The organism is Promicromonospora vindobonensis (assembly GCF_042685865.1).
Classification (GTDB): domain Bacteria; phylum Actinomycetota; class Actinomycetes; order Actinomycetales; family Cellulomonadaceae; genus Promicromonospora; species Promicromonospora vindobonensis.
In genome coordinates this window covers 1,477,696-1,503,161 of sequence record NZ_JBHUOG010000001.1, presented here as the reverse complement: position 1 = coordinate 1,503,161, position 25,466 = coordinate 1,477,696, and the positions used below count along the sequence as shown (strand labels likewise).

General features: G+C 71.2%; 19 protein-coding genes. 12 read left to right on the top strand and 7 right to left on the bottom strand.

Annotation, left to right across the window (positions count from 1 at the left end):
* Positions 1-596: 596 nt before the first annotated feature.
* A complete protein-coding gene (locus tag ACFS27_RS06825) occupies positions 597-2,231 on the bottom strand; it encodes a glycosyltransferase family 39 protein (RefSeq protein ID WP_377181272.1) in 1,635 nt (544 codons plus the stop codon).
* Positions 2,232-2,396: 165 nt separating this feature from the next.
* On the opposite strand from ACFS27_RS06825, the gene ACFS27_RS06820 reads away from it, so the two are divergent.
* Genes ACFS27_RS06820 through ACFS27_RS06805 form a run of 4 tightly spaced genes read left to right on the top strand, consistent with a single transcriptional unit; the run spans position 2,397 to position 5,988 of the window.
* Positions 2,397-3,473 (top strand): glycosyltransferase family 2 protein, encoded by a 1,077-nt coding sequence (locus ACFS27_RS06820; protein WP_377181270.1) that lies wholly within the window; start codon positions 2,397-2,399, stop codon positions 3,471-3,473.
* Positions 3,473-4,576, top strand: a complete 1,104-nt coding sequence (locus ACFS27_RS06815; RefSeq protein ID WP_377181268.1) for a glycosyltransferase — start codon at positions 3,473-3,475, stop codon at positions 4,574-4,576. The genes ACFS27_RS06820 and ACFS27_RS06815 overlap by 1 nt, the downstream gene beginning before the upstream one ends.
* Positions 4,573-5,574, top strand: a complete 1,002-nt coding sequence (locus ACFS27_RS06810) for a lysylphosphatidylglycerol synthase domain-containing protein (RefSeq protein ID WP_377181266.1) — start codon at positions 4,573-4,575, stop codon at positions 5,572-5,574. Before ACFS27_RS06815 ends, ACFS27_RS06810 begins: the two co-directional genes overlap by 4 nt.
* Before the next feature lie 51 nt (positions 5,575-5,625).
* Positions 5,626-5,988 carry a DUF3499 domain-containing protein gene (locus ACFS27_RS06805; RefSeq protein ID WP_377181264.1) on the top strand — a complete coding sequence of 121 codons (363 nt, stop codon included), beginning with the start codon at positions 5,626-5,628 and terminating at the stop codon, positions 5,986-5,988.
* 121 nt (positions 5,989-6,109) lie between these two features.
* Here the strand turns inward: ACFS27_RS06805 and manA are convergent, their stop codons facing one another.
* Positions 6,110-7,348, bottom strand: a complete 1,239-nt coding sequence (gene manA, locus ACFS27_RS06800) for a mannose-6-phosphate isomerase, class I (RefSeq protein WP_377181262.1) — start codon at positions 7,346-7,348, stop codon at positions 6,110-6,112.
* 153 nt (positions 7,349-7,501) lie between these two features.
* On the opposite strand from manA, the gene ACFS27_RS06795 reads away from it, so the two are divergent.
* Positions 7,502-8,974: a phosphomannomutase/phosphoglucomutase gene (locus tag ACFS27_RS06795; protein WP_377181260.1), complete on the top strand. Its 1,473-nt coding sequence runs from the start codon at positions 7,502-7,504 to the stop codon at positions 8,972-8,974.
* Positions 8,971-9,171, top strand: coding sequence for a Trm112 family protein (locus tag ACFS27_RS06790; protein ID WP_377181258.1), 201 nt, complete (start codon positions 8,971-8,973; stop codon positions 9,169-9,171). Before ACFS27_RS06795 ends, ACFS27_RS06790 begins: the two co-directional genes overlap by 4 nt.
* 29 nt (positions 9,172-9,200) lie before the next feature.
* Here ACFS27_RS06790 and ACFS27_RS06785 read toward each other — a convergent pair whose 3' ends face one another.
* Positions 9,201-10,571: a SpoIID/LytB domain-containing protein gene (locus ACFS27_RS06785; protein WP_377181256.1), complete on the bottom strand. Its 1,371-nt coding sequence runs from the start codon at positions 10,569-10,571 to the stop codon at positions 9,201-9,203.
* Positions 10,572-10,695: 124 nt separating this feature from the next.
* On the opposite strand from ACFS27_RS06785, the gene ACFS27_RS06780 reads away from it, so the two are divergent.
* The 3 genes from ACFS27_RS06780 to ACFS27_RS06770 all read left to right on the top strand — a co-directional run bounded on the left by ACFS27_RS06780 (position 10,696) and on the right by ACFS27_RS06770 (position 15,070).
* Positions 10,696-12,612, top strand: a complete 1,917-nt coding sequence (locus ACFS27_RS06780) for an N-acetylmuramoyl-L-alanine amidase (protein ID WP_377181254.1) — start codon at positions 10,696-10,698, stop codon at positions 12,610-12,612.
* 85 nt (positions 12,613-12,697) lie between these two features.
* On the top strand, positions 12,698-13,597 hold the full coding sequence (locus tag ACFS27_RS06775; protein WP_377181252.1) for a hypothetical protein: 900 nt from the start codon (positions 12,698-12,700) through the stop codon (positions 13,595-13,597).
* A gap of 87 nt (positions 13,598-13,684) precedes the next feature.
* A complete protein-coding gene (locus ACFS27_RS06770) occupies positions 13,685-15,070 on the top strand; it encodes a polysaccharide pyruvyl transferase family protein (protein ID WP_377181250.1) in 1,386 nt (461 codons plus the stop codon).
* A gap of 99 nt (positions 15,071-15,169) precedes the next feature.
* On the opposite strand, the gene ACFS27_RS06765 is transcribed toward ACFS27_RS06770, so the two are convergent.
* Together ACFS27_RS06765 and ACFS27_RS06760 are read right to left on the bottom strand one after the other, a co-directional pair.
* Complete coding sequence (locus ACFS27_RS06765) at positions 15,170-17,080, bottom strand: glycosyltransferase (RefSeq protein ID WP_377181248.1); 1,911 nt, start codon at positions 17,078-17,080, stop codon at positions 15,170-15,172.
* A 64-nt stretch (positions 17,081-17,144) separates the two neighbouring features.
* On the bottom strand, positions 17,145-19,277 hold the full coding sequence (locus ACFS27_RS06760) for a polysaccharide pyruvyl transferase family protein (RefSeq protein WP_377181246.1): 2,133 nt from the start codon (positions 19,275-19,277) through the stop codon (positions 17,145-17,147).
* 222 nt (positions 19,278-19,499) lie between these two features.
* On the opposite strand from ACFS27_RS06760, the gene ACFS27_RS06755 reads away from it, so the two are divergent.
* The 3 genes from ACFS27_RS06755 to ACFS27_RS06745 all read left to right on the top strand — a co-directional run bounded on the left by ACFS27_RS06755 (position 19,500) and on the right by ACFS27_RS06745 (position 22,958).
* Positions 19,500-20,744: a cytidylyltransferase domain-containing protein gene (locus ACFS27_RS06755; RefSeq protein ID WP_377181244.1), complete on the top strand. Its 1,245-nt coding sequence runs from the start codon at positions 19,500-19,502 to the stop codon at positions 20,742-20,744.
* A gap of 57 nt (positions 20,745-20,801) precedes the next feature.
* Positions 20,802-21,695, top strand: a complete 894-nt coding sequence (locus tag ACFS27_RS06750) for an N-acetylneuraminate synthase family protein (RefSeq protein ID WP_377181242.1) — start codon at positions 20,802-20,804, stop codon at positions 21,693-21,695.
* A gap of 246 nt (positions 21,696-21,941) precedes the next feature.
* Positions 21,942-22,958 (top strand): glycosyltransferase family 2 protein, encoded by a 1,017-nt coding sequence (locus ACFS27_RS06745; RefSeq protein ID WP_377181240.1) that lies wholly within the window; start codon positions 21,942-21,944, stop codon positions 22,956-22,958.
* 51 nt (positions 22,959-23,009) lie between these two features.
* On the opposite strand, the gene ACFS27_RS06740 is transcribed toward ACFS27_RS06745, so the two are convergent.
* Together ACFS27_RS06740 and ACFS27_RS06735 are read right to left on the bottom strand one after the other, a co-directional pair.
* Positions 23,010-24,236 (bottom strand): DUF6716 putative glycosyltransferase, encoded by a 1,227-nt coding sequence (locus tag ACFS27_RS06740; protein ID WP_377181238.1) that lies wholly within the window; start codon positions 24,234-24,236, stop codon positions 23,010-23,012.
* The gene (locus tag ACFS27_RS06735; RefSeq protein ID WP_377181235.1) at positions 24,233-25,306 is read right to left on the bottom strand and encodes a hypothetical protein; all 1,074 of its coding nucleotides are present in this window, start codon (positions 25,304-25,306) and stop codon (positions 24,233-24,235) included. The genes ACFS27_RS06740 and ACFS27_RS06735 overlap by 4 nt, the downstream gene beginning before the upstream one ends.
* Positions 25,307-25,466: the final 160 nt, after the last annotated feature.

The window sequence follows — 25,466 nt, the reverse complement described above, 5'->3', positions numbered from 1 at the left end:
GGTGATCAGCCGGGTGTCGAGCCCGCGCCGCACCGCCGTAGCGGCCAGCCCGAACAGGACGGTGACGCCGGTGGCGGCCAGCAGGTCGTTGTAGGCGTTGCCGCCCACGTGCGCGGCGGCGGGCATGGCGCCGGCGAGGAAGGCGACGAGCGGGGGGAGCACGCTGCCCGGCCGGGTCAGACGCCGCGCGCTCCACCAGGCCGCGAGCACGAAGACACCGCTGAGCAGCACGTTCACGCCGCGTGCCGCGTAGACGGCGGCGACCGGGTGGCCGGCGTCCGCCAGCGGGCCCACCAGCGGGGCGATCAGCAGGTAGTACAGCGGTGGGTGCTGCGCGGTCCACTGCACGGGTGCGAGCCAGGCGCCGTCGGGCCGCAGCTCGAGCCCGTCCTCGAAGACGGGGAGCTCGCCGTGCCAGGCCTGGTAGGCGTAGTCGACGTGCGGCGGTTCGTCACCGGTCGCGTACGGGGCGTCGGCGAGGGCGACCAGCAGGGCAAGGAGCATCCCCGAGACCACCGCGCAGAGGACGGCCACCCGCTCGGCCCGGCCGTCGATCCATGGCCGGCTCCGTACGACGGACCGGACGAGCGCGCCCGTCACGTGGCCACCAGGGGGTCGGTGTCCAGCCGGGCGGGGCGGTCCGGCGGCCGGTCGCCGAGGGCGGACCGGGTGAGCGAGACGGCGACGGCCGCGCACAGCGCCAGGCCCGCGACCGCCACCACGACCAGCACGGCGCTCGGGAAGGCGTACCAGTGGCCGACGGCCGCCAGCGCCCGGAGGAACGCGTCCGGTCCGGCGTCGTGCGGCATCCAGTACAGGTGCCACACGTCGTGCTGGAAGGCGAGGTGCATGCCGCCGGCGAGGATCAGCACGGCGAGCGGCACCAGCCGGCGCCACAGGGGCCGCAGCACCGCCGCGCCGGCGAGTGCGACGACCAGGAGCCCCACGAGCCCGGTGTAGAGGTACCGGCCCTGCTGGGCGGCCCCGAAGTCGTGGAAGGCCGCGAACTGCTCCCACGAGCCGCGGGCGACGATCCCGGCGAGGGCCGGTACCGGGAACAGCAGCACGAGGGCGTCGAGCGGGCGGAGAGGCCTGCGCACCAGGGCGGTGACGAGCCCGGCGAGGATCACGACGAGGGCGACGCGTGCCATCCACCAGGAGGCGTCGTGCTCGCGCGCCGCCGCATGGTCCTGGACGAAGAAGAGCGTGATCATGCGCTCGGTGAACCGGCCGAGCCAGGTGAGGCCACCGTCGGACCAGCCGTGGACCGGTGTGAGGTCGGGCGGGGTGGCGTGCGTGCCGTGGGGCTGCAGCATGCCGTGGACCACGAGGTTGCGGACCCACCAGGCGACGCCGGGAACCGCGACGGCTGCGGCCACCAGCAGCGACGTCGTGGCGGCCCGGAGGCGGGCGCGGTGCCGGTACCCGGCGACGACGTAGGCGAGCAGGATCCACGCGGGGAACATCAGGGCGAAGCCCTTGGTCAGCAGCGCGAGCATCGTGACGAGCCCCAGCAACGCGGCGGTGCGCCGGCTCAGGTCGCCGGTGAGGACCCGGACCACCAGGAGCGTGGCGCACGCCCCGAGGATCACCAGGAGGTTGTCGTTGTTGACAGCGGACGCCAGGTGCGCCAGCTCGGGGATCCCGAGCGGGGCCAGGGCAGCGGCGACCGGGAGCGGCTCGGGCAGGCGCAGGCGCCGCGCCGCTGCGAACAGGAGGAGCGGCAGCGGGAGCGCGAGCAACGCGTTCCACCAGCGCAGGAGCAGCCAGACCTGGTCCAGCGGCGCGTTCTCCCAGTCGGGCACGAGGCCGACGACGCCGGCACCGAGCAGGTAGTACAGCGGAGGGTGCTGGACGAGCTGGTTGAACACCGGCTCGGCCACGCCGCCGTCGGGCACCTCGACGGTCATCGTGGCGGGTCCGCCTGCCGCCTGGTAGGAGGGCCGCTCGCCCCGCGGCGGGACGTCCTGACGGTCCGCCAGGTGCAGCGGACCGTCCAGGCTGTCGGCCTCGACGAAGCCGCCGGCGGTCACGCCCTCGGTGACGTAGGCGGTGCCGGGGCCGGGCCACGGCCAGGCGTCGCCCTGCCGCACCTGGAGGATCAGGTCCACGTGCTGGCGCTCGTCGGGCGAGCGGACGTTGGGGAAGACGGCGGTCTGTCCGAGCATCACCGCGAGGTGCAGGAGCACGATCAGCCACACGACGACCGGGACCGTGCGGGGTCGGGTCACGCGAGCAGACTAACCACGGGCCGGCGGCCGATCACGGCGGTGTGATAACGGCCGGATAACAGTCACTCCATGGCACCTGATGTTCATGCTGCGGCCATGTCCCGTGCTTACGCTCGTGACGCCACTCACTGCTTGCCCAAAGCCCGCTACTGAAAGCACAGGGCCATGAAGCTGTTCGTGCAGATTCCCTGCTTGAACGAGGAAGAAACCCTTCCTCTGGTGCTTGCCACGATTCCCCGTGACATTCCGGGGATCGATGAGATCGAAATCCTGGTCGTCGACGACGGGTCCACGGACGGCACCGTGGAGGTGGCGCGTCGCCTCGGCGTGCGGCACTTCGTCCACCACACCCGGAACATGGGCCTGGCCAGGTCGTTCAGGGACGGGATCGACTACGCGCTCCGGCACGGGGCGGACATCGTCGTGAACACCGACGGCGACAACCAGTACCCGCAGGAACGGATCGGCGACCTGGTGATGCCGGTGGTGCTTGGCGACGCCGACATCGTGATCGCCGACCGTCAGACCGGAACGATCGAGCATTTCTCTCCCTTGAAGAAGGCGCTGCAGAAAGTGGGCAGCAATGTCGTGAACTTCGCCGCGGGAACCGATCTTCCGGACGCTGCGAGCGGTTTCCGCGCGTATTCTCGTGGGGCCCTGATGCGGCTCAACGTCGTCACACAGTTCAGCTATTGCATGGAAACGATCATCCAGGCAGGGCACAAGCGGCTGCGGATCCAGAGCCTGCCGGTGACCACCAACCCGAAGACCCGGGAGTCGCGGCTCTTCTCCAGCATGTGGCAGCACATCGCCAAGTCGGCCCAGGCGATCAGCCGGTCGTACGTGATGTACAAGCCGCACGCCGTGTTCATCACGCTGGGCCTCGTCTTCGCGCTCGGCGCAGCGGTCCCCTTCAGCCGGTACGCGGTGCTCCTTGCCACCGGCACCGGCGGCCAGCACCTCCAGTCGATAGTGCTGGGGGCGACCTCCCTCGTGGGGGCGCTGCTCAGCTTCGCCCTGCTCGTCCTGGCCGACCTCCAGCGCACCAACCGGGTGCTCCTGGAGGAGACGCTGGAGCGGCTCAAGGACGTGCAGTACGGCACGACGGCGGCACCGGCCACCACCGGGCCGGTGGAGAACCGTTCGGCGTCCGGAGGCAACGAGCCGGGACCCGTCGACCGCACCGGACCGTTGGACCGGCATCGGCCCACCGGCCCCGCCGACGTCGCGGCGGCCGTGTAGTGATCGCGTTCGGCACGTACGACGCCGCACGCCACCCCCGCATCGCCGTCCTGATCGCCGGGCTGCGTGCCCACGGCGTCAAGGTCACCGAGCTGAACCGGCCGCTCGGCCTCTCCACCGCCGAGCGGGTCCGCATGCTCCAGCAGCCGTGGCGGCTGCCCGTCCTCGCCGGCCGGCTGCTGCGCTGCTGGGCGGGCCTGGTGGGCGACGCCGTACGGCAGCGGCGGGCGGAGGGCCGGCCCGGTGTCGTGCTCGTCGGCTACCTCGGCCACTTCGACGTCCTGCTCGCCCGGCTGCTGTACCCGCGGTCGGTGGTCGTGCTCGACCACCTGGTCTTCGCGGGGGACACCGCCGCCGACCGGGGTGCGGCGGGGCTGCGCGTGCGGCTGCTGACGGGCCTGGACCGGCTGGCCGTCTCGTGCGCCGACCTGGTCGTGACCGACACCGAGGAGCACCGCCTGATGCTCGACGACCCCGCCAAGGGCGTGGTAGCGCTCGTCGGCGCACCGGACGGCTGGCGCGACGGTCCGGCCAGTGGCGGCACGACCGGCGAACCCTCCGTCGACCTCTCCGTCGTCTTCTTCGGGCTGTACACCCCGCTGCAGGGCGCACCGGTCATCGCGGAGGCCGTGCGCGACGCCGTCGCGGCCGGTGCCCCGCTGCGCGTGACGATGGTCGGCTCCGGCCAGGAGCTGCCACGGGCGCGCGACATCCTGGCCGGGACGCCGGGCGTGACCTGGCACGACTGGGTGGAGCCCGGCGAGCTGCCTGCCCTCGTGGCCGCGCACCAGGTCTGCCTCGGCATCTTCAGCGACACCCCGAAGGGCGTCCGGGTGGTGCCGAACAAGGTCTACCAGGGGCTCGCAGCGGGCTGCGTCGTCGTCACGTCGGACACGCCGCCGCAGCGCAGGGCCGTCGGCCAGCACGTCGAGCTCGTCCCGGTGGCCGACCCGCGGGCGCTCGCGGACCGGCTCGCCGAGCTGTGCGACCCGGCGGTGCTGGCGGCCGCCCGGGTGCGCGCGGCGCGCGGACGCGACCGGATCCGCCCGCAGGTGGTCACCGAGCCGCTGGTCGCCGAGCTGCGCCGCAGGGGCGCACTGTGACGGCCGGGCCACCAGGCACGACGCCTCCGGGCGCCGGGCGTGCGGTGGTGCGGGGCGCTCTTGGCGCGCTCCGGTCGCCGTGGGTGCGCTGGGGCTTCCTCGCCGTCGCCCTGGTGCTGGCCGTCTGGTACGTGCTCGGCAACCGCGCGGCCCTGGCCGACGCAGCGGCCGGCCTGTCCGTCGCCGACGTGCTCCTCGTCGTCGTGCTCGGTGCCCTGTACGTGTGGTGCACCCTGCTGGCCTGGCGTGCGGTCCTGGCGGACCTGGGGTCACCCCTCTCGGTGCGCAGCGCGGTCGCGGTGTTCGGGATCAGCCAGCTCGGCAAGTACGTGCCGGGCGGTGTCTGGAACATCGTGGCCGCCGCGGAGGTCGGCGCCGGACACAGCGTGCCGCGCAGCCGGTCGGCCGCTTCGATGCTGGTGGCCGTCGCCGTGTCCGTCGCGTCGGGTGCCGCGGTGGGCGCCGTGGCGTTGCCGCTCGTCTCCGCCGGCGCGCTGGGCGCGTGGTCCTGGGTGGTGTGGCTGGCACCGGCGGTGGTGGTCGTGCTTGCCCCGCCCGTGCTGAACCGGCTGATCGGCCTGGCCCTGCGGGTCGCTCGGCGGGGTGCGCCGGAACACCCGATGACGTGGGGCGGCCTCGGTCGCGCCGCAGCCTGGTCTGTGGCCGGGTGGCTCGTCGCGGGGATGCAGCTCTGGGTGCTGTGCGCGGGGCTCGGCCTGCCCCTCACGGTGCGGACCCTTGCCCTGGCGACCGGTGGCTGGGCGCTGGCCTGGACCGCAGGGTTCCTGTTCGTCGTCGCGCCTGCTGGTGCGGGTGTGCGTGAGGTGGTCCTCGCTGCGGTCCTCGCCGGTGCGCTGCCTGCTCCAGCCGCCGCGCTCGCGGTGCTCGTCAGCCGGGTGGTCCTCACGGTGATCGACCTGCTTCTCGCGGGCACGGGACTGCTGCTGGCACGCGGGGCGCAGCGCCCCGACGCGAAACCCCCGCCGTTACGCCCGTGACCGCCCGGCGTGTTCGGCACGTTGTGCCCGGTCAGGGCGTAGTCTCGGCGCGTGAGATCGGTGAGACAGTGTTCGCGCTCGGCCTGTACCAATGCGGCCGTGGCGACGCTCACGTATGTGTACGCGGACTCGACAGCGGTACTGGGTCCGCTTGCGCACCTGGCCGAGCCCCACAGCTACGACCTGTGTGCGGAGCATGCTGAACGGCTGACCGCGCCGCGTGGGTGGGAGGTGGTCCGCCTCATGCCGGAGTTCGAGGACGCCGGGCCCAGCCCGGACGACCTGTCCGCCCTGGCCGACGCCGTGCGCGAGGCCGGAAGGGTGCGCCGTCCGGCCGAGCCGCCGACGGTGACGGAGACGGCGCGCCGCGGACACCTCCGCGTCCTCCGCGCCGACGACGACTCCACGGCGTGAGCTGGGCCGTCGCCCGAAAGCCGGTGTAGTCGGTAAAAGGTCAGGTGTTCGGCACCCCCGGGGTGCCGAACACCTGACCTTTTACCGACTACAGCTTTTTACCGACTACGGGCCGACGCGATCACGGCACCCAGGCGCAGACGGCGTGGCCGGCGCCCGAGAGCACCAGGTTGCCCGCGTCGTGCGGCACGAAGACCGAGTCGCCCTGGACCAGGCGCTGCGGCCCGTCCTCGGCGCGGTCGGCGTCCAGCTTCAGCTCGCCGGCCAGGCACAGCAGGATCCGTGGTCCCGTCGCAGGCAGCGTGACCGGCTCGGCCGGGTCGACGTCGGCTGTCGTGAGCGCGAACTCCGTGACCGGCACCCGGTAGGTGTGCACCTGCCCGCGGCTGCCCGCCGTCGTCATCTCGGGGATGGACGGCTGCTGCGGGGCGAACACCGTGCAGGCGACGAGGTTCTCCTCGTCGACGAGCTTGTTGGTCAGCCCGGCGCGCAGCACGTTGTCGGAGCTCGCCATGATCTCGATGCCCAGCCCGGACAGGTAGGCGTGCACCACACCGGCGGGCGTGAACGCGGCCTCGCCCGGCTCGAGCGAGAACCGGTTGAGCATGAGGGACGCGATGGCGCCCGGGTCGCCGGGGTGCTGCTCGGCGAGGTCGACCACCGTGCGGTCGGCGCGCTCGAACGGTGAACCGGCCGCCAGGCGGGCGCGCACCGAGTCGAGAGTCACCTGGATGTCGGCCGCGCAGGCCTCGTCCGACCGCGCGGACAGGAGGTGGTTGAAGGCCTCGCGCATGCCGTCGTGGCTGCGGTCACGCAGCAGCGCCGCACGGACGCCGTCGACGAGGTTGCCCGCGAGCCCTTCCAGCACGTCCAGGATGGTGCGCGGCGTGCGGAAGCCCGCGAGCCCCTCGAACTGCGACAGGGCGACGACCATCTCGGGCTTGTGCTGGTCGTCCTTGAACGACCGCTTCGGCGACGAGAGCGCCAGACCGGCCTTGTTCTCGCGCGAGAATCCCTCACGGGCCTGCCGCGGTGAGGGGTGCACCTGGAGGGAGAGGGCCTTGCCTGCCGCCAGCACCTTCATCAGGTACGGGAGGCGGGGACCGAACTGCTCGGCCACCCGGTGACCGAGCGTCTGCACGGGCGCCTCGCGGACCAGCCGGTCGAGTGCGACGTCCTCGCCCTCGATCAGGCTGATCGACGGTGCGCTGGTGTGCGCACCGAGCCACAGCTCGGCCTGCGGCTCCCCGTCGGGCTCGAGACCGAGCAGGTGGGGGACCGCTTCGACAGACCCCCAGTCGTACCGCTGGATCGTGTTGGTCAGCGGGAGCGGGGCGTGAAATTGGGCTACGGCAAGCACCGCGCAAGGATAGCCCTACGAAACGGCTTGTTCCTGGAGGTTGTGTGTGCGGATCGGTGTGTGCGGGTGGGCCGCCGCCGGCCGGAGAACTTCCCGGGTGAGACGGCGGAGAGGTTGATCGCGTCTGCCCGCCGGGCTCCGTAGGCTGTCCGCGTGGCCATCGACCTGAGTTCCATCGTCAAGGCGTACGACGTACGCGGTGTTGTTCCCGACCAGCTGTCCCCACAGGTAGCGCAGGCCCTGGGGGTCGCGTTCGCGCGGGTGGTGGTCCTGCCCGACGCCGCCGCCCCGGCCGGCTCCGGGCGCCCCGGAGTCGTGATCGGCAGGGACATGCGGGACTCCGGCCCGGACCTGGTGGACGCGTTCGCCGAGGGGCTGACGTCGGCGGGGGTGGACGTGACGCTGATCGGGCTGTGCTCTACCGACGGCCTCTACTTCGCCTCGGGGCAGCTCGACCTTCCGGGGGCCATGTTCACCGCCAGCCACAACCCGGCCCGGTACAACGGGATCAAGCTGTGCCGGTCCGGCGCGCGCCCGGTGGGGCAGGAGACCGGCCTGGCGGAGATCCGGGAGCTGGCGCAGGAGATCCTCGACGGTGCGTTCCCCGAGCCGGTCGCCGACGCCGGGCAGGTGACCGAGCGGGACCTGCTCGCCGACTACGCCGGATTCCTCCGCTCCCTGGTTGACCTGTCCGAGGCCCGGCCGCTCAAGGTGGTCGTGGACGCGGGCAACGGCATGGCAGGCCTCACGGTCCCCGCCGTGCTCGGCGACGCGGCCGGCCTGGCCGCGCTGCCGCTGCAGCTGGTGCCGCTGTTCTTCGAGCTCGACGGCTCGTTCCCGAACCACGAGGCCAACCCGTTGGAGCCGGCGAACCTGATCGACCTGCAGGCGGCCGTCGTGGCGAACGAGGCGGACCTGGGGATCGCGTTCGACGGTGACGCCGACCGCTGTTTCGTGGTCGACGAGCGCGGCGGGGCCGTCTCGCCGTCGGCGGTCACCGCTCTGGTCGGGCTCGCAGAGGTGACCAAGGAGCTGGCCGCAGGCCGGACCCCGACGGTGATCCACAACCTGATCACCTCCCGAGCGGTCCCGGACCTGCTGTCCGCTGCCGGAGCGAAGACCGTGCGCACGCGCGTCGGCCACTCCTTCATCAAGGCGCAGATGGCCGAGCACGGCGCGGTGTTCGGCGGCGAGCACAGCGCGCACTACTACTTCCGGGACTTCTGGTTCGCGGACACCGGCATGCTGGCGGCCCTGCACGTCCTGGCGGCGCTGAGCACGCAGGAGCACACGATGTCCGAGCTGGCCGAGATGTTCGAGCCGTACGTCGGCTCGGGCGAGATCAACTCGACGGTGTCCGACGCCGCCACCGCGACCGAGCGGGTGCTCGACGCGTACCGGGTCGCCTACCCGGCGATCGTGGTCGACACCCTCGACGGCGTGACCGTCTCCCACTGGGAGTCCCACCCCCAGTGGTGGTTCAACCTGCGTGCGTCCAACACCGAGCCCCTGCTCCGGCTCAACGTCGAGGCCGCGGACCACGACATCATGGAGAAGGTGCGCGACGACGTCCTGTCGCTCGTGCGTGAGGCCACCGCTTCGACAGAGGAAGAAGAGACATCGTGAGCACGAACAAGTTCGAGGCGCTGGAGCCCTGGGTACGCGAGATCCTGCGCTGCCCCGTGACCGGAGCGACCCTGGTGGACGGCGTCGGACCGGACGGTGAGCCGGAGCTGCACTCGACCGACGCCGAGCGGCCGCTGGCCTACCCCGTGCGCAACGGCATCCCGGTGCTGCTGGAGTCGGACGCCCGCGCGCTCTGAGCGAGCGCCCCTCTCAGGGGGCGCCCCGCTCAGCGGGCCCGGATGCTCGTGAACCACGCCGCAGGCACGTTGCCCGCGAACGTGGCGGCGCCGACCTTCGCCCGGATCGTGTCGGCCGAGCCGGAGATCCGGGCGGTGCGGCCGCTCGGCGACGTGGCCACCAGCGTCTTGGCCTGCCCGCTCGAGTACCGGTCCGCCACCCTGATCGACGCGACCTGGCCCAGCCCGAACAGCCGCTGCGCCTTGGCCTGCCCGATCCCGCGGGTCCAGCGCGCGTAGCTGTTGCCCGGCGCCGCCTTCGAGTACGGGTCCGCCTCCGACCGCTCGTACGGGATGACCGACGACCACACGTCCTCGGAGTTCGCGGTGCGGCCTCCGCTGGACGAGTAGTAGTGGGCGGCGACCGGGCGGCCCCCGTGGACGAGCACCTTGCCGTTCGTCAGCGAGCTGTCCGTGGCGTTGACGGCCCGGACCCAGTGCACCCCGGCAAACCCGGACGCCACCTCGTTGCCGGAGAAGTACTGGTCGCGCACGTCGTCGACCAGGTGACAGCGGCAGGTCCGCTTCCAGTCCGCTCGCTTCAGCAGCGCGTACGACCGGCCGACGATCGCCTGCGCCCGGAGCGCCTGCGCGCCACCCGTCGCGCCCCACGACGCCGGCATCTCGGCCAGGCCCCAGAGGTACTCCGAGTTCAGGCGCAGCCGGTTCACGATGTTCGGGACGCCCTCGGACGCGCTGAGCACCAGCCGCCCGTGCTGGTACGTGCCGTGCGCACCGTCGACGACGGCGGTGCTGCGGGTGCTGTCGGGCCGGAAGTACCGGGTCCCGGCGAGCTGCAGGACGAGCTTGTCGCGCTTGATGACGCGGTCCCCTGAGCGGACCACGACGTCGCCCCTGGACGTCCAGACCCGGAGCTTGCCTGCCGGGCCGGAAGCGACGGTCTGCTCGCCCGCACGCAGCCGCCAGGCGCCGTCGCGCACGGTGATGGTCGTCGCGCTGGTGTCGCCGTAGCCGGAGAACGAGTACGGGTCCGGCCCGTAGACCTGGACGTCGACGAGAGAGGGCGTGCTGCGGTTCGCCACCGCGGTGTCCTGGTAGTAGTGGCGCAGGATCCCGCCGGCCGTCGAGCCGCGGCGGGACATCTCGTACGCGCCGTACTGCGGCATCCCGACGCCGTGCCCGTAGCCGGAGCCGGTGATGACGAACCGGTCCGGCAGGGCTGCCGGAGCCGCGGTGGCCGGCGTCGCGACGAGGGTCGCGGCGACCAGCGCGGCGAGCAGCGCGAGCGGCCTGAACGGGCGGCGCCCGGGGCGCGAGCCGCCACGCTTGCGTGGCCGGCCGCTCTCGGTCGGCGATGCGGGATCCACGGTGATGCGGTCGGTGTCGGATCGGGTGTCCATGTGCGCTCACCCCCTCCGGCCACTGTGCACCACGCGGGCACGGTCGGCACCTGGGAACGCCCGGGCGGGTGAACCGCGGGGATCTTCGGTGCGATGTCGGTCGGTGGAAGCTACGGTCGACGGCATGAGGTCATCCGTGCGGCGCGTGTCCACAGGATCCCTTGCGCTCGTCCTCGCCGTCGGTGGAGTGCTGCTCCCGGCGGTCGAGCTGCCACTGCCGGAGGCCGCAGCCGTGTCGCCCGAGCTGGGCGAGGTCCGTCTCACCGGTATCGACACGGCGGCCCGCCGCGACCCGAGCGCGCTGCGCGAGGCAGAGGGACACGGCGAGCACCATGCCAGGACCCGCGCCGAGGCCGGCGCCGCGTCAGCACCCGGTCGCCTCGCGGCGCTGAGCCGCCGCACCGAGACCCTCGAGTTCCTCGTGGCCGGCGTCACCTGGGACGCCGGTAGCCAGGAGGAGGTCACCGAGGTGGCCCTCCGGGTCCGCGAGGGCCACGAGTGGGGCGCCTGGCAGTCGGTCGGCGTGGAGAACATCGGGACGGACGGTGGCGGGGTGACCGATGGCCGGGCCGGCACCGAACCGTTCCTCTCCACCGGCGCCGACGCCGTCCAAGCACGCGTGCGGACGGTGAGCGGGCGCCCGCCGTCCGGTCTCCGGGTCGACGTGGTGGACCCGGGCGCGACGACCGCCGACGCCAACGTGGGACTGTCGGCGCGGCCGCCGGGCTCGGCGAGCGCGGCGACGGGCGACGAGATCCGGCCCTCGTTGGTTCCCCGCAGCGGATGGGGCGCCGACGAGTCGCTGTCGTCGTCGTGGCCGGAGCTGTCGGGGCGGCTCGACGCGATGTTCGTGCATCACACGGCGGGCACCAACTCCTACAGCCGGAGCCAGTCGGCGGCGCTCGTCCGGGGTATCTACGCGTACCACACCAGGTCCCGCGGCTGGCCGGACATCGGCTACCAGTTCCTCGTCGACCGGTACGGGACGGTCTTCGCGGGTCGTAAGAACGCGTCGAGGGACAACCCGATCGGCGCGCAGGCCGGTGGCTTCAACACCGGAACCATCGGGATCTCGGGGATGGGCAGCTTCGGGACGGCGGGCCCGACGGCCTCGATGCTGCGGAGCATGAAGCGGGTGCTCGCGTGGAAGGCCTACCGCTATCACGTGCCGCCCACCGGCTCGGTCACCCTGCCCAACGGCGGCAGCTCCGGCTCGAACACGCGCAGCAGCCCGGGTGACCGGGTCCGGGTCCCGCGGATCGTCGGCCACCGCAGCACGCACTGGACGGCGTGCCCGGGAGAGCGGCTGCAGTCCAAGCTGCCGGCGATCCGGCGGTCCGTCGCTGAGATGGTGGAGGCAGCGACCAGGCGCCACGGGAGCGCGACCTTCACCACCGGTCCGGTCACGCCGCACCGCCCGACCGCCGGCCAGGCGCCGATCCAGTGGGGCGCCCGGTCCTGGTACTCGTGGGACCCGGTGCCAGGGGCGGTGCGGTACCAGGTGCTCGAGCACTACGCGGGCTACCAGTCGAGGATGCCGAGCTCGCGCTACTGGCGGCGGGTGATCACGGTCTCCGGGACCACCGCCAACCTCTACACCGCTGAGGGCCTCTCGGTCGAGTACGCGGTACGCGGCATAGATCGTGACGGCCGGCCCGGCCCGATCGAGCGCCTGGTGCGTACCACCAGGCCGGTGCCGGACCGCTCGGTGATCCGCACGGGGGTGTGGGCAGAGGTGCGGAACGACGCGTACTACCGCGACCGTGCGTGGTCCACGGTCCACGCGGAGAGCAGGCTCGTGGTCAAGGACGTCGAACGCATCGCCGAGATCCGGGTCATGACAGCGACGGCTCCTGGCCGAGGGCGGGTCGCGGTCTACGTGGGTTCCCACCGTGTCGGCATCATCGACACCGACGCGGCGAACGACCCGAAGCGCGTCCTCACCGTCCGCCTCGACCAGCCCCGGTCCGGTCGCGTGACGCTCAGGACGCTGGACGAGCAACGGGTCCGGGTGAGTGCCGTCGCGTTCGCGCGCTGGTGATCACGGGCGCCGGTGACCGCGGGATGCAGGGCACTGCCGGGTGATTGATAGCCTGTGGGCTTCCCGACGCGAAAGGTCCCGTTCCGTGAAACACCTCGTCCTCCATGCGGGCGCCCACAAGACCGGCACGACCCTGGTACAGAAGGCGCTCCAGGCCAACCGGGAGGCCTTCGGCAAGAAGGGCTACGAGGTGCTGGTCCGTAACGAATACGAGATCGCCACCGGCCGGGTGCACTCGCTCTGGCGCCGCCAGGGGCTCGCCATCAGCAACGTGAACCGCGGTTTCGCGATCCTGCGCGGCCAGCTCGAGCACGAGAACCTCGTGCTGTCCCACGAGGACCTGCTCGCCTCCGTGCACTCCTTCCGCAAGGGGCCCATCTATGGGACCGCCGGTGACGTCCTGCGGATCGCCCACGAGGAGCTGCGCCCGGAGCGCACCACGCTCCTCTTCTACGTGCGTCGCCAGGACAGGTTCGTGGAGAGCTCCTACCTCCAGACCGTGCGGATGGGTTCCACCCTCACGTTCGAGGAGTTCATGGAGCCGGTCATCGACGAGAACCTGCGCTGGGACGTCCTGATCGACCAGATGCGGGACGCGCTGCCAGAGGGCACCGAGATCAAGGTCAAGTACTTCGAGACCATCAAGACGCTCAAGTCGCGGCACTTCGTGCGCAACTTCTTCCAGGAGACCGGCGTCGGCGTCGTCCCGAAGTTCCCGTTCAACACCGAGGGCGTCAACCGCGGCTACTCGGACGTGGCCCTGAAGCTGGCCCTCGTCGGCAACGCCGAGCTGGAGAAGGAGGACTCGCGTACGCTCCGGCACTTCCTGGACGCGAACTTCTCTAACGTGACGCACCCGGCGCCCCGGCTCCTCACCCCCGAGCAGCGTGAGCACATGCTCACCGCCCTGGCGCCGTCGAACAAGGCCCTGCACGACATGATGGGGGCGGACGGCTCCTCGCCGTACGTGCCGGACGCTCTCTAGCCTCCGCGGGCCAGCCCACCGGTCGGCGAAGGGCCCGATGCTATTCTTCTCGGGCCCGCCGGCCCAACCGTTTGAAACTGAGGGATGATGAGTCGCCAGCGCCTGCTCCACCTAGATCTCAAGACCGTCTACAGCTATGGCGACCAGCTCCTCTTCGAGCTCGTTCGGCAGGCGTTCAACTCGTGGGGCGGCGGGGACTACCTTGAGCTGACGAGCACCAGCCCGTTCCGTGAGAAGGCCACCAGCTCGTTCGTGGACGACATCAACGAGAACTTCGACGGTGTGGTCATCGGCGGCGGTGGCATCTTCCCGCGTCGCACCAACGCGGCCCCGGCCTCGGGCTGGCAGTGGAACATCACGGTGGAGCTGCTCAAGAAGCTGAAGAAGCCGATCATCGTCTTCGGCGCGGGCAACCCCCACCCGTTCGACCCGGAGACCCACAACAAGGTCTTCCGCAAGCACATCAACCAGACGATGTCGCAGAGCATCTTCTTCGGCCTGCGCTCGACGGGCGCCGTCGACGACATGCGCGGCTGGCTGGACGAGCCCGACTCCGCGCCGCAGCTGACCCTGCAGCCGTGCCCGACGACGCTGGGCCGCGTGCTGCTCCCGCGCGTCGCAGGCGACGGCCCGGTCACCGACAAGCGCATCGGCATCCAGGTCGGCCTCGAGGTGGCCCACCTGCAGTCCGGTCTGCAGCCCGGTGCCATCTTCCCGCAGCTGCGGGACCTGATCACGACTCTCCAGTCGGACGGCTGGGACGTCGAGTTCCTCGGGCACAAGCGCGCGGACATGAAGTTCTTCCAGGAGTACGGCGAGGAGCTCGGCCTGACCGGGCGTCCCCTGTACGGAAGCACCAAGGTCCTGTTCAACGGCATGCGCGACTACGCACGGCTGCCGATCATCCTCGGCGCCCGCGGGCACTCGCAGATGATCCCGTTCGGCCTCAACAACATCCCGCTGTCGCTGAGCACGAACAACAAGATCCGCTACTTCGCCCACGAGATCGGTCACCCCGAGTTCCTGATCGACCCGTGGCAGGACGACTTCGCGGGTGCGGCGCTGACGCAGATCAACACGGTCGAGGCCAACCGCGCGGCACTGCACACCGAGCTCGCCGGGACGCAGCAGCGGTTCGTCGACACGACGACCAACAACCTCTCGACGATCTACGAGCGTCTCACCGGCGAGAAGGTGACGGCCGACCTCGTCCCGTACAGCGATCGCGAGATCAGCCTCGCCCAGGCGGACTACGACAGCGACTACGACCGCCGTCGGCTCCTGGAAGCGGCGGTCGCGGCGAAGACCGGCGTGAAGCGCAAGGAAGGCGGCGCGACCGGCGAGGTCACGCAGCCCGCACCGGCTGCGGCACCAGCTCCGGCGCCGGTGGCGGCCGACGAGCCGGCGGCCCCCCGTGGCCTGCGCAGCATCCTGAAGGGCAGCCGCGGCTCCCAGCGCGCCTCGACGAAGTAGGGCGTACCGGCGCCGGACGCTCGACGCAGACGTCAAAGCCCGCGGGGTACGAACCGATCCGGTTCGTACCCCGCGGGCTTTGACGTGCGGACGACGTCGCTAGGCGAGCTTCTTCTTGATGGAGCGAGCCTGTGCCAGCATCACGTCGCGCATGACGCTCCGGCGCGGGTCGATCGCGTAGGCCTGCTTGAGCACCCGGGCACAGTCGTCATGCCTGCCCAGGCGGCGGTACGCCTTGGCGAGCTCGCGCAGCTCGGCCGACGTCGGCTCGCGCTGTGCCATGACCGCCTCGATGGTCTGCACGGCGTCGTTGGCCCGGTTCGTCCGGTTGGCCTCCTGGGCCTGACGGAACGGGCTGCTGCTCCCGGCCTCCGGGGGCTTCCCTCCGGCGGCGGCGTGGCGCAGCTCGCGCACCAGCTCGTTCTTCTCCCAGTCGGCGAGGTGGTCGAGCCAGGCGTAGTCGAGCTGGTCGTACCGCTCACCCCTCGACGTCGGCTCCCACGGCTTGCGTCCCACGTAGTGGAGGACCTTGACGTCCTCCTCGTTGAACACCTGCGGGTGGTGGGAGTAGATGCGCTTGGTGGTGTTGTACTCCAGCGGCAGCTTGCGCCAGTCGGAGAAGAACTCGTTGAGGAAGCCCTGGTCGCCGCCGTCGTACGACGTCGTGTGGCCCAGCTGCGACATCATCTTCTCGAACATGGCGTGCGACGGGTTCACGGCGAAGACGCCGGAGTTGAACACGGTGCCGTCGGGCAGGTCCAGCCCGGCGTCGGGCACGGCGGCGAAGTCGTCGCCGTCGAACAGGTCGTCGAGGCCGCCCTTGACGATGGTGTCGCTGTCGAGGTAGACGAGGCGGTCGAAGAAGTCGAGCCGGAACGCGTGCAGCTTCGTGTAGGTCATCGCGAAGCGGGCCTGGATCTTGTTGCCGCCCGCGTTCATCGGGTTACGGATGCCCGGGACCTGGATGGTCCTGATGCCGCTCGCGGCAAGGGCCGCGCGGTCGGCGTCCGGCGTGACCAGCGCGATCAGCGGCACGTCCGAGTGCTCGCGGAGCGAGTTCGCCAGGGCGCGCGCGCCGTGGTGGTAGGACCCGGAGACCACGGTGACGTAGGCGCACTTGCGACCGTCGATCTCCTTCCACAGCGGGCCGCCGACCTCGGGGACGACGACGGAGGCGTCCTCGCCGACCTCGGGGAGCTGCAGGTCCACCGTGTCCTTCGACGCGGCGAGGGTCGGCACCGCCTCGGGGGTGAGGTGCGGGCGGTCGGTGACGTCGTCGGCCGGTGGCACGAAGAGGTGCAGCGTGTCCGACTGGCTCACGGAACGGATGGTCGCGTCCGGGAACTCGGTGAGGCACGAGCGCAGGAACGCGAGGTCGGAGTCGAGGCCGTGCGCGGACTCGTAGCCCGGCGTGAGGTCCTTGTCCTTGAGGGCGGACTCAGCGGCCTGCGTGACCGTGTAGCCGTACCGGCTGTCCTTGGACTCGTACATGTCGACGCCGGCGAGGTAGACCTCGCGGAAACCGACCCCCAGGCCGAACGCGAGAGCCTGCATGCCGGTGGTGGGCAGGCCCGGCCGGCTCATGAAGGCGCGTGCCAGGCGGGGGTGCCGCGCCGGGATGGACCAGGAGTCCAGCTCCTCGACGCCGGGCATCGGCTCGAGGCCGTACTTGTCACCGTCACGGTTCGCGGCGTGGCGCATCGGGCTGAGGATGCGCTTCACGTCGTAGCGGCCTGCCCGCATCTCCTCCTGCAGCAGCTTTTCCAGCTTCTCGTTGGGGATGGCGCTGAAGTACGCGTCGACCCGGTCCCCGAAGTGGTAGTTGCTCTCGAGGAAGAACCAGTTCATACGGAAGACCACAGCGTCCGCCGGGATCCGGTGATAGGGAGGCATGGCCGACGACGGTCCGTTGCCGACAATAAGCAGTGGCCTGTTGATCAGGTCGGCGAACGACGCGATTTCCGCGTCGCCCGGCTCACGGCCGAGCGGAACGCTCCGCATGGTGGGCATCGGTAACTCCCTTTCGATGAACTGAGACCGGTCGAGTCTAACGGCCGGATCGAAACGCGACGGGTCAGGACTTCGCGACCTCTTCGGCAGCGGCTCGGACGTGCGGGAGCAGCAGCTGCTGCCGGTCCGCGACGTCTGCGCGGTAGACGTCCTCGCGGCCCAGCACGTCGAGGGTCCGCTCCGCCAGCCGCGCACCGAGAGCGGTGTCGCCGACGTCGTAACCCCAGTCCAGGCGGTCCACGTCCTCCAGGAAGTACCGCATCTTCGGGTGGGACACGATGCTCAGGACGGGGGTACCCACGCCGAACGGGATCATCGTGGCGTGCCCACGCATACCGATGACGAGGGATGCCTGCCGGTACAGGGCGAGCGCGTCGGCCTGGTCCATGTTGTGCAGCTCGTCCACGGGCAGCTTCAGGTCGTGCGCAGACTCCAGGTCCGTGGCGAGCCGCAGGTCGCCCCGCGTGTGCGCGGCGATCCTGACCTCGGCGCCGCCCTTGGTGGCCTTCTCCGTGAACTCGACGATCTGCGCGAGGAAGTCGGCGTAGCCACCGGCGAAGCGCCGCTCGCTGCGGTCGAACGCCGCGTTGAGCAGCACCGTGCCGGAGCCCGAACCCCCGGCGGTCAGCTCGGGGCGGATGTGCTCGAGCACCGTGGTGGGGCAGGGCACGAAGCGCACCTTGTCGTGCAGCTCGGCGGGCAGCATGTCCCGGACGCGTTCCATGGAGCCGGTGTTGCGCAGGCCGACGAACTCGGCCTTGCGCGTGAAGGCGATGAGGCTGCGGCGGAACAGGTCGCCCTTGAAGTGCTGGCCGGCAAAGAGGTTGAAGCCGACGGCGAAGGCGTAGACGGGGACCGTGAGCGCGTCGAGCGAGGCCGGCGGCACGTTCCACTGCCAGCCGCTGTTCCCGTTGGGCGAGGTGTCCGGGAGGAACAGGCCACCGCCGCCGACGACGAGCGCGCGCTGGCGGTTCGCGATCCGGACGAACTCGTCGTCGAACACCTGGTGCGCGTGGAACGCGGTCCACTCGCTGGGCCCGGCGGGCTCGGTGATCGCGTCCCTGACCGCGTGGGGCAGCACGATGTCGCCGAAGTTCTCACCGCGGTCCACGAAGAACGCCACGTGACCGAGGCCACCCGTGGGGGCGTCGGCCTCGGGGGGCGTGATCGGGTGCTCGACCCGGCCGAGCACGGTGCGGACGGACGACCGCGGCATGTCGTGGCGGATCGCCTTGCGGGCGAGCGTGTACGCGGACTCGTCGTCGTGCATGATCCAGGCGACCTGCGCGGCGCGCGCCGAGCCGACGCCGGGGCTCGCGATGCGCAGGGCGCGCCGGGCGGGGCCGTAGCGGCTGAGCGCGGAGAGCGACGTGCCCAGCGCGAGGAGGTACCGCTCGGACACGAGGCCGTACTGGCGGAACGTGCCCTGCAGCAGCAGGAGCGCACCGGCGTGGTCGGCGTCGGCCGCCAGGTACTCGGCGTTCTCGACAGCGAGGTCGAGCATGCCGGGCGGTGCGGCCAGCGCCGTCATGCGACCGGAGTCGGCGAACTCGTCGAGGAGCTCGCCCAGCGGCCCGTCGACGCCCTGGGTGAGGCACGCCACGAGATACCGCCCGAAGGCGGCGTCGCTCGTCTTCCGGTCGGTGACGGACACCGATGCAGCGAGCTCCCGCAGGTCGGCCAGGTCCTCGGGGCCCTCGTGCGTGAGCATGCGGGCCCGGAAGTCGAGGAACTGCTGCAGGTCCTCCACGGTGCGGCGCGCGTTCGCGTGGCGACGCGCCACCGAGCCCGTGCCACGGGACGCGTGGTAGAAGTACTCCTCCGCCGCCTCGGTGTCACCCGAGAGCAGCGCGACGATGCCTGCGATACGGCGCGTCTCCGGATCGGGCGAGTCGACGCGCAGGCGCGTGGCGAGCATCGCCGCCGCGTCCAGGTCCCAGCGGTCGATCGCGCCGGTCGCGGCGTCGAGCATCGCCGCGCGCACCTCCGGGACCTCTGGCCACGTGAGCCGGCCCTTCGCGAGGAACCGCGTGGTGGCAGGGTCGAGCTTCGGGCGCGAGCCCGTGATCCTCCGCAGCGCGCGCATCACCTCGGCGGTGCGCTGCGCGTTCTCCCGCCGATCGGCCCGCGAGACCGCACGAGGTGCACCGGCGTCGGTGTGCGGGGAGTTCGCCTGACGACCTTCGTTTCCGGGCACTCGAGCTGTCTCCGTTCTCGGTACGGTCACGCGGGATTTCTGGGGTGCCGCATACCGCTTCGTGGGGAATCTTCTGGGGAGGGTGGCGACTGTCGTCACGCAACGGCAGGATCCCACATCCTGAGCAGGTCCGGGGACGGCGCCGAGTGCGTTCCACCGTGTGTATGGCGCTAGTGTTGACGGCGTACCCATCCCGCCCGACCTGACTCGAGAGTGCTACGTATGTCTGTGCCCGGTGAAACCCCGTCCGCCGTCGTCGTCATCCCGGCCCGGGGAGGTTCGCAGGGCGTACCCCTGAAGAATCTCGCTCGGGTGGACGGGATCACACTCGTAGGGCGTGCGGTGCAGGCCTCGCTCGCGGCGTCGTCGGTGGCAGAGGTCATCGTCTCGACCGACCATGACGAGATCGCGGCAGAGGCCCGGCTGCACGGAGCGCGCGTCGTGGCGCGCCCCGCGGAGATCGCCGGCGGCACCGCGTCGTCCGAGTCCGCGCTGCTGCACGTGCTGGACCGCATCGAGGCCGGCGACGGCGGCCTGCCGCCCCAGGAGATCCCGCCGGTGACGGTGCTGGTGCAGTGCACCTCACCGTTCATCGACCCCGAGGACCTCGACACCGCCATCCGCAGGGTCGCCACGGGCGAGAAGGACGTGGTGGTGGCGGTCTCCGAGACGCACGACTTCCAGTGGCGCATCGACGACGGCGTCGCGAGCCCTGTGGGACACACCACCGAGTACCGCCCGCGCCGGCAGGAGCGGCCGCAGCACTTCCGCGAGACCGGTGCCTTCTATGTGATGCGCACGGAAGGATTCCGTGCAGGCACCACGCGGTTCTTCGGCGACGTCGGGATCCAGCCGGTCGCCCCCGAGTGGGCCATCGAGATCGACGAGCCGCGCGACCTCTGGCTCGCCCGCCAGCTCGTGGACCAGGACGTCGACGCGGCACGGCAGCCGCTCGACGTCGACGCCCTCGTCACAGACTTCGACGGTGTGCACACCGACGACCACGCGTTCGTCGACCAGGACGGCACCGAGCAGGTTCGAGTGAGCCGCGGCGACGGCATGGGCGTCTCGCTCCTGCGCCGCACGGGCCTGCCGATCCTGATCCTGTCGACGGAGACCAACAAGGTCGTCGCCTCGCGTGCGGACAAGCTGAAGGTGCAGGTCATGCACGGCGTCGACGACAAGGCCACCGCCCTGCGCGGCTGGATCGCGGAGCAGGAGCTGGACCCGGCACGCGTCGCGTACGTCGGCAACGACGTCAACGACCTCGCCGCCATGGCGATCGTCGGCTGGCCCGTCGCGGTCGCCGACGCGCGCCCTGAGGTCAAGGCTCAGGCCCGGCTAGTACTGTCCCGCGAGGGCGGGAACGGCGCGGTTCGTGAGATCTGTGACCGTATACTCGCTGCGCGTCCGGCTTCAGCAGCCGCTAGCACGGCAGCTGTCCAGACCCCCGTCGTCACCGGTTAGTCCCGACGACACGTAACAGCACTACCCTGTGCTCGACCCTTTCGGAAGGACCTTCTTATGAGCGCGACGAACGCGCAGCCCGCGCCGGTCACTATCGGCGACCTGCAGGTGGGCGCCGACCAGCCCGTGTACGTGATCGGCGAGATCGGCATCAACCACAACGGTGACGTCGAGATCGCCAAGAAGCTGATCGACGTCGCGGTCGAGGCCGGGTGCCAGGCCGTGAAGTTCCAGAAGCGCACTCCGGAGATCAGCACTCCGAAGGACCAGCGCGACAAGATTCGTCAGACGCCCTGGGGCGAGATGACGTACCTCGAGTACAAGTACAAGGTTGAGTTCGAGGAGCCCGAGTACACGGAGATCGACGCGTACGCCAAGGAAAAGGGCGTGCAGTGGTTCGCCTCTCCGTGGGACGCCCCGTCGGTGGAGTTCCTCGAGAAGATGGACGTGCCGACCCACAAGGTGGCCTCCGCCTCGGTGACGGACCACGAGATGCTGCGTGCGCTCGCCGCCACCGGCAAGCCGATCATCCTCTCGACCGGTATGTCGACGCTCGAGCAGATCGACGCCGCGGTGGAGATCCTGGACACGAGCAAGCTCGTGATCCTGCACTCCACCTCGACCTACCCGCTTCCCCCCGAGGAGGCGAACCTGCGCACCATCACGACGCTGCAGGAGCGCTACGGCGTGCCCATCGGCTACTCGGGCCACGAGACCGGTCTGCAGATCTCGATCGCGGCAGTGGCGCTGGGCGCCGTCGCCGTCGAGCGGCACATCACGCTCGACCGCGCCATGTGGGGCTCGGACCACGCCTCCTCGCTCGAGCCCAAGGGCCTCGAGAACCTGGTGCGCGACATCCGCATCCTCGAGAAGGCTCTTGGCGACGGCCAGAAGCGCGTCATGCCCGGCGAGTTCTCGCCGATGTCGCGTCTCCGTCGCGTCGACGCCTGAGCCGAGCGAGACCGCAGGCTCGGGCGGGCAAGCAGCGCCTGAGCCGAACGCTCGACACAGGCTCGGACCTCCAGCAGGTTCTGAGCCCGTGAACTGTTCATTCGTCGGAGGCGGGCACCGCACGCGGTGCCCGCCTCCGATGTTCGCAGGGCCGGTAGGTTCGGGGACCACACCCTGGGCCGGTACGGCCCAGCTATCGTGTCCACGAGAGGGGGCCTCGTGCCCGAGCGGGTAGAGGCGGCCAGCATGCCGTTGGTGACAGTGGTCGCCGTCGTACGTGACGAGGAGCCGTACCTTGAGGCGATGGTGCGGTCGATCCTGGAACAGGACTACCCGCACCCGCTGCACATGGTGCTCGCCGTAGGGCCCTCGCGTGACCGGACCCACGAGATCGCGGACAAGCTCGCCGCCGAGACCGGCCGGGTCACCGTCGTGGACAACCCGACCGGTTCCAAGCCGCTCGGCCTCAACGCGGGTCTTGAGCGCATGCCAGAGGGCCATTCGATCTTCGTCCGCGTGGACGGGCACACCGTGGCCGAGCCCACGTACGTGCGGCGCGCGGTCGAGGCGCTGCAGGCCGCCGGCGCCGACGGCGTGGGCGGGCGCATGCTGCCCGTCGGAGACATCCCGGTCCAGAAGGCGGTGGCGCGCGCCATGAGCCACCCGGCAGGCCTCGGCGCGGCGTCGTTCCACACGGGCGGCAGCGCGGGCCCTGCCGAGACCGTCTACCTGGGCACGTTCCGTCGCGAAGCGCTGGAACGTGTCGGTGGGTACTCGCCGGTGTACGTGCGGGCGCAGGACTGGGAGCTGTGCCTCCGGCTGAGGAACAGCGGCAGCCTGCTGTGGTTCGACCCGTCGCTCGTGGTCGAGTACAAGCCGCGCCGCACGCTGGGCGCCGTCGCCACCCAGTTCTGGCGTACCGGTATGTGGCGCCGCGAGGTCGTCCGGCGCAACCCCGGCACCGCCAACCTCCGCTACCTCGCCCCGCCGACCGCCGTGGTCGTGCTCAGCGTGTCGGTGCTGCTCGCCGTCGTCGGCGTCGTCGTCGGCTCGCTGCCGCTGACGCTGCTCGGGCTCACGCCGCCCGCCACCTACCTGCTGGGCGTGCTCGCCGCCTCTGCGCACGCGGCGACGCGCCGTCCGCGACTCGATCTTCCCTCGGCGCTCGCCCTGCCTGCCACGCTCGTCACGATGCACATGGCGTGGGGCGCAGGATTCCTGCGCGGCCTCACCGAACGCGTCCGGGTCGACGACGGCGTCTGACCGCCCGCCCCACCCCGCCGAGGTAGTCAGCGACTACCTCGGCGCGGAGCGTCAGGCCTTCTTGTCCAGGAAGAGCAGCCGCACCGGGCGGGTCGCCAGCCGGATCGTGTCGTAGACGAACTTCGGCAGGTACATCTGCAGGGCCATCCGCAGGTAGCGAGCCCTGAGCCACGGCTTGACCTCGGTCAGCGTGGTCAGGGTCCCCGCCTCGCGGCGTGCCGCGAGGTCCCGGACCGTCGACGGCAGCTCTGACTCGGTGGCGTGCAGATAGTTGTCCTCGAGCCAGACAGGGTCGGGCTCCGGGCCTCCTGCGCGCAACGCGGCAGCGGTCTCCGACACCGGCATCACGCAGCCGCTGCCCGCGAACGGCGCGTTGAGCAGCTCAGCGCTCACGCCGAAGTCGTCGATGATGACGGTGGACAGCCCGAGGGCCAGCGACTCCATCGCAGCGGTCGAGCTGACCGTCATGAGCGCCGTGCCGGGCTGCAGCCACTCCGCCATCGGGCCGTCGACGAACCGCAGCGCGTCGCTGCGGTGCCCGAGCGCACCGTGCTCGGTGTCCCACAGCTCGTCGTACGGGAACGCCTCGTTGTGCGTCTGCCGCTCGCCCTTGCGGGCGCGCAGCTTCACGATGACCTCGAACTCGTCGTCCTCGGCGAGACGGGCGAGGCGGTCAAGGAGGGCTACCCGGTCGGGCCGGTTGTCCGGCACCTTGGCCTGTGCGGCGAAGACGACCCGCTTGACGGGCTCGGTGCCGAGGCTCGCCGACATGTGCTCGAGGAACGGCAGGTGCGCGAGCGGGACCTCCGGGGCTACGCCGTGGGCGGCGAAGGCTTCCCGGTAGGCGCCGATCTCGAGCCGGCTGTGCACGACGAACGCGTCGCACCAGCGGCGCCAGCCCGTGCCCTCTGGCGTCGCGGGGAGCGCCATGCCGGGCAGACCGGTGACGAGCGCGGGACGGCGCTTGCCCGTTGCGGCGACGATGGCGCGCGCCACGACCTCGGCGACGGGCCCTGTCGCGGCGATGAGCACCACGTCGGGCCGGTGGGCTCGGATGTGCGCGGCGAGCTCCCGGACGGGAAGCACGGCGGGACGGACCACAGAGGACCCCGCGACGGCGGCGGCGATCTGACTGGTGGTCGGCGCGATCGGCGTCTTGACGATCACGGCCGAGCGCTCCAGCCCGGCCTCGTCGGCCGGGCCGAGCCTGTCCAGCGTCGCGCATGCCCACTTGAGATACGAGTCGCTGTCCGCGACCGCGAGCACGCGGATGGTCATTCGTTCGCCTCCGGGGAGTCGGTTTCTTTGACGTCCTCTACGGCGGCCCTTGCCTGCTGGGCGAGCGCGACGACGCTTGTCAGGTGTGCGCGGTGATCAGCCGTGGCGCGCTCGGTCCACCAGTCGGTGGGTACGTCGAGCGCGGTGACGGGGACACCGAGCGGTGAAATGATAGTGGTCAGCAGGATGGTCGACGTCGACGGCAGGCTCAGCACGCGCTGGCCGGCCCGCAGGCCGCGGAGGCGGATCTCGACGGGTGCGCCCGGTACGTCGACGGTGACGCCGTCGATCTCGGCGAGGGCCGCGAGCAGCTCCGGGGTCTGGCGGCGGTGCGGGAGGTAGCGCAGTGCCCCCTCCTTGGCCAGCGACCGGATCCAGTCCACGTACCGGTGGGCGTCGATGAACCCGTCGGCAGGCATCGCCGAGCCGACGACGATCGTCGGCTCCGGCATCGAGTCGTCGGCGGGCTGTGCGGCGAGCCAGCCGAACTGGTTGTGCCGCACGTCGAAGCCCTGGGTACGCAGGCCGGCGGCCAGGTCGGGGGTCAGGGGGAGTGCGGTGAAGATCGTGACGCGGCCGTCGGCGGCCAGCGACCGCAGGCGGCCTGCGGCGACGGCACCGAGCCGACGGCGGGGCGCTGGCGCCGGCCTGCCGATGCGGACCAGCGGGTCGCGGCGCACCAGGAGACGGCACAGCTCGAGCGTGGCCAGACCGTCGTCGACCAGGACTATGCGCTCGGGCCTGCGCAGGGGGACCGTGGCCTGGAACAGGCCGGAGAAGGCGTCGCCGACGAGCCACACGGGTTCGCGGGCGGTGAGTGCGCTGCGCCGGCCCGCCAGGTCGAAGTCCAGCCCGTGGGGCAGCGTGAGCGCACGCACGGCCGACAGGGCGTCGCCCAGCGCGGGGACGTCGTCGCGAACGTGGACGTGAGTGGCGGTACCGCCGTATCCGGCGGCGTGCGCTTCGACCGTGCAGAGCAGCTGCAGCGGCGACTCGACCAGAGCACCCGCGACACGCGGTGAGGCGGCGCGCGGGTCTGTGGTGCGAGAAGTTGGACGGGGGTGCTGCACGCGGTGCAGTCTCTCACGTGGAGATCGTCGAGTAATGCACATCAGTGGCCTGGTGGAGCCGCACCGGCGAATCCCGACCATACTGCTAGGGTTTGTGACCCGCTAGGATCGAACGGCCGGATTGTCCCCGGCAGTGCCCCCGACCAGACAGGTATTTCAC

Excerpts from the sequence above, each read along its gene's own strand:
- ACFS27_RS06745 (WP_377181240.1), top strand. The coding sequence starts at position 21,942 with ATGCCGTTGGTGACAGTGGTCGCCGTCGTACGTGACGAGGAGCCGTAC.
- ACFS27_RS06770 (WP_377181250.1), top strand. The coding sequence starts at position 13,685 with ATGAGTCGCCAGCGCCTGCTCCACCTAGATCTCAAGACCGTCTACAGC.
- ACFS27_RS06750 (WP_377181242.1), top strand. The coding sequence starts at position 20,802 with ATGAGCGCGACGAACGCGCAGCCCGCGCCGGTCACTATCGGCGACCTG.
- ACFS27_RS06740 (WP_377181238.1), bottom strand. The coding sequence starts at position 24,236 with ATGACCATCCGCGTGCTCGCGGTCGCGGACAGCGACTCGTATCTCAAG.
- ACFS27_RS06765 (WP_377181248.1), bottom strand. The coding sequence starts at position 17,080 with ATGCCCACCATGCGGAGCGTTCCGCTCGGCCGTGAGCCGGGCGACGCG.
- ACFS27_RS06820 (WP_377181270.1), top strand. The coding sequence starts at position 2,397 with ATGAAGCTGTTCGTGCAGATTCCCTGCTTGAACGAGGAAGAAACCCTT.
- ACFS27_RS06780 (WP_377181254.1), top strand. The coding sequence starts at position 10,696 with ATGAGGTCATCCGTGCGGCGCGTGTCCACAGGATCCCTTGCGCTCGTC.
- ACFS27_RS06785 (WP_377181256.1), bottom strand. The coding sequence starts at position 10,571 with ATGGACACCCGATCCGACACCGACCGCATCACCGTGGATCCCGCATCG.
- ACFS27_RS06755 (WP_377181244.1), top strand. The coding sequence starts at position 19,500 with ATGTCTGTGCCCGGTGAAACCCCGTCCGCCGTCGTCGTCATCCCGGCC.